2 protein-coding genes are annotated in these 4,291 nt (G+C 43.2%); one reads left to right on the top strand and one right to left on the bottom strand.

The window, feature by feature from the left end:
- Positions 1-757: 757 nt before the first annotated feature.
- Positions 758-1,672: a hypothetical protein gene (locus tag ACS603_RS23260; RefSeq protein WP_148242232.1), complete on the top strand. Its 915-nt coding sequence runs from the start codon at positions 758-760 to the stop codon at positions 1,670-1,672.
- A gap of 197 nt (positions 1,673-1,869) precedes the next feature.
- Here the strand turns inward: ACS603_RS23260 and ACS603_RS23255 are convergent, their stop codons facing one another.
- On the bottom strand, positions 1,870-3,228 hold the full coding sequence (locus ACS603_RS23255) for an integrase (RefSeq protein ID WP_474944998.1): 1,359 nt from the start codon (positions 3,226-3,228) through the stop codon (positions 1,870-1,872).
- Positions 3,229-4,291: the final 1,063 nt, after the last annotated feature.

Here is a 4,291-nt window from a genome sequence, read left to right as displayed (position 1 = left end):
CATTAAGGATGGTCTTAATGATTGTGATCCCTTTGATTACAACTTGGAGCACTATCATTTTCGTAGATCGTCGCTTTAGTTCGGTAGACGGGGACAAGACTGCACAGACATTAGTTTCCTTCATTGTGGGGATACTGGTTTTTTTTCTCAGCAGCCACATCATTAGCAAGTTGCTAAGATTTAAAAAGGATTGAAGCCGCTATAGGTCTTTACATGAGCATGGCCTGTAGAGGTCATTCTTAGACACATCCTTTCGCACACGTAAATGTCATCTATATGTTGCTCGCAACTATCAAAACCACTGGCAACATTCATTATTCTTATAAAGATTGCGCGATATCATGTTGCGCAATTCTGCCCTCCCGTTGAAGAAATCAGCACTCGATCAAATTTTGATTTTTTTTTCTTAATCATTGACATGTCTTCCAAGCCTTATGCTGTGTAGGGTTTTGCATTTTTACCCTTTCACAACCTCAATTTAACGTCAAAATCAACCCTTGTGCTGAAAAGAATACTTACTAGAATACTCACCATGTAGTGTAAGTTTTTTATTCAAGCACTACATATTGTATTCATGCTCAGATTATATGCATAAAAAAACCGGGCGCACGTATGTGAACCCGGTCTATGAAGCACGACCACCATGAGTCTGCAAACTCATAACGATTGTTAGCCTCGACATCATTCTTGACGGTCTGATTGTGCCCGGCTTGGTTGGTTGTGTAAACCTTAAGTTAATACAGAAAAGGTATGACCAATGCTTATTCAGAAGAAACGTGTTAGAAACATTGATAACTACATTACTCCTTTTGATGGTAGAAGTGTTTTTATCGCTCATCCATTACCGAGCCAGCAAAAGAGTGAATTGATCGGGTTCACCTCCAGTCAGTCACTTGGTGAGGAGGTTCTTCCTCATATCGTTGGAGCAATATCTCGATTTAATGCCAACGGCAAATCCGTGCCTGATAAAACACTTCCAAAAGAAACAGCTTATCGTCAAGTCTCATGGACGTGGAAGAAATGGGCCGGAAAAGGACATACTGAAGAGACCACGGAAACACGTGAAATTGAGTATCAGCGATATCAGAGGATTTTTACCCCTCCTCCGAGCATCGAGTTGAAAATTGTCGAAAACCTGAAAGGGGAAAAGCTGGTCATTTCTCCTAAATTGACTTTGCGTGATGAGAACAAAGCCTCGGTAACTCACTGCATTAATCTATTTTTGGAGATTTTCGGTAAGTGCGAAGTGGTTGACGAGAAGCTAGATACCATCATCACAAGTAAGTCTTTGAAACTAAATTGGAACCTTCTTCCACAGGGCCAATACCCTTGGAGTGCTATCGGTTCACAGATTCTCAAAGCGATTAATATCAGAGGAAAGGGAAATGCCGCTGTTGTTGAAGGCAGGCTGGAACTTGTAAATAGTAAAAAACCTGACCTTGTTGCTGTCGGAAGAGCTGGTTTTCAAGGCTACGTAGTATTTGGTTTTTCCAGTAAAAACACCTACATACTTGAAAGTTCTCAGAGTAATAATGCAACTTATATCTTTGATAACAACTGGCCTAACTTATCACAGCTTACAAAAGCTGAAATATTAGATGGTAACTTGCATCATGCCCGCGTTATCCATCGTCGAAGTTGGTCGGCTGATATTCTTAAATATCTACCTTAAAAACACATCTGCGGGGGATTTTTCCCCCGCATATTGACTACAGCAATAACAACAATTTAGCGCCGTGTAGGGCATACCAGCATAAATCGCCGAATGCGTATCATCATTTTCTTGTCAGTTAACATCTGTCTTATCATGTACCGATCATCTCTGGCTCGGTGAGCACCACGGCATAATCAGCCCCTTCGATGGACTAATTATGCTTCCCACGATAAGCCATCAATTACATAACAAATTGTTAATAAAGGGAACGTGTGTAGGTAGCGTCTAGTGATCCCTGAGCCGCTTTTCTCGTGGCCTACAGTCTGTTGTAAGTGCGCTAGGTTGCCAACCCAGCCAGCTAAACAGGTCGATATCATAGTGTGCCGGAATGAATGTACCAGTCGGCGTTGTCCATAATCATCAAGGTACGGAATACCAAGCTGATCTCGAACATCTGCTAAGACCTTGCCGATCTTCGGCATGTTTTTGCCAGATACAGGGGAGAAGATTTTCTCTTTCCACTGTCGATTAACGAAATCAAGAAAACCCCACTCGATCAGTTTGGGATGAATCACTACCTGCCTTGTAGCATTCTCTGTTTTGCCTTGCCCCCCTTCTGCGATCAGGAGATAGTGCCGCTGGCTATCTTCATCAAATTTGATCTGTGATTTCTCCAGCTTGGCGATCTCCCCTCTTCTGGCTCCCGTGTACGCCAACAACAAGGTGATCCATTTCTGCCAGCCATCAGGCTGCTTGAGCGCCCACCTTACAAACTTTCTCATTTCTGCTGCACTGTAAGCTCCAAACCTCGCTTTCGACGGTGCGGCGACAACTCCATCAGTCGGAGACTTCTCCAGAATATCTTTATTGTCAGTCAGGAAGGTTTTGAACAACGATTTGTAAATCTTTAAATGCTTGTGGATAGACTCAGCGCCAACCAAATCTTCAGGTGGCACATCATCACACTCGATCAATTGCTGAACCGTCATTGACCGATAAGGCTGCACTACACGCTTAGGCAAGTTTTCAACAACTTCCATCACCTGCTTGATGTCCTGCTTGGTTATCGTCATTACATCTGTTGATGCACCAAGGACAATGAACATGACTTCCATAAAGCGCTCATTGGCCTGTGAAATTGCCTTCGTCCAGTTCTGAGCCTTCTCCTTTTTGTACATATTCCACGCGCCAGCCAGTGTTAACACATCCTTTGACTGTGCTTCTGTTTGTTCTTCCTCATCTTCTGAAGGCGCAACAACCTCGCGGTATTCCTGAACAACTATCGGCTGAAGATTGCGCCGTTCTTCACTGAGAAATTGTTGTGCCAGCCATTGTTCATTCTGCTGCTTCAGGCTATTGCCATACTCAGAAAGACGCTTACCGAAGTGATCCGGTTGGATGGTTCCACGTTGAACCAGTGGAATTACAGGAGAAGCAAAAGACATGAGCAACTGCGCCTGGGTGTGGCTGTCAGTCTCTAACGACTTACGGAAAAACTTATTATCAGGCAGGCGAAAACGAACGTAATAAACCCCGTTACGTTTAATGGTGTGGCGTATGGTCTGGTGTCCCATTTCGTGAGCCTCGATGTGATCGGCTAAACAAAACGGTTCGAAAATCGCAGATAAGTCTTTGATTTATATCTTGGATAATCGCCAGGACTACGCTGGCATTATCCAGATCAGGTAATACGGGTATTTCTCAGCCTTCACAAGGAAGGGCACCCCGAGTCATTTGGTAAAACAATCTTCTGATATATCGCCAGCTTAAGGTAAGTGGCTCGTTAGCACAAGCCCGCCTTCCCGGTCATCGCTTCTTCACGCAGAAGGAGCAACGCACTATCTCACTTTTATACCAGTTTTATCACAGTGATTATCACAGCTAACAGGTTATATTGTTTTCAAATATCTAGCCCCATCTAGATGTAACTTGCTACCCTCCAGAGCAATAAGGAGAAATACGCATGAACGCTTTAATATTTTATTTAAACCATCCTAGATTTTGTGAGTGGATGTTTTTTATAGGTGTAATTACATCAATCAAATGGATATTTAGATTTATTATGGCTGTATTGAATGCAATTAATGCTAAAACTTCTTGCAAATGAAGACGGAATGTTGTTCGATGGAGAAATTAACTAAAGATGGTTAGATAATCAGCGTGACGGAAACGCATAGAGTGAGTAGTTGACCCAGCTAGTTAGATGTCCAGAAGAGATTGAGTGATGCTAGATGCATGAAATCTTTTGCTGGGGAACATGGCTATGTATGGCGACAAAAGCTTGAGCCTGTAAGGAATGCGTCGAATCCAGAAAGCCGGGATACCATATGTCCCCGCCATAATTGCAAGGCTTGATTAGATAACGCAGCCTGAATCTTTCAGGAGCACAATATGCGGGAATGGATTCTCCGTATGGCTTACGAGACAAGCCATTAACAGGTGAAGGGTATGGCAAGATTCTAGCTAAACTCCTATATCATCGTAACCTGTTACAATACCCCATCTAAAACGAGCTGTATGCCACCTACACGCCTTCATCTAATATAGGGCAGCAACACCCCACAGGGTATATGACAGAAACGCTTGCAGAGCGTTACACGCACTCCTGTAACAAAACCCTTCTTTCCCTGATTATCT

It is taken from the genome of Enterobacter sp. Li2LvB3, from assembly GCF_056156645.1.
This window is presented reverse-complemented; position numbering and strand designations above follow the sequence as displayed.

Coding starts and splice junctions, on each gene's coding strand:
- ACS603_RS23255 (WP_474944998.1), bottom strand. CDS start 3,228: ATGGGACACCAGACCATACGCCACACCATTAAACGTAACGGGGTTTAT.
- ACS603_RS23260 (WP_148242232.1), top strand. CDS start 758: ATGCTTATTCAGAAGAAACGTGTTAGAAACATTGATAACTACATTACT.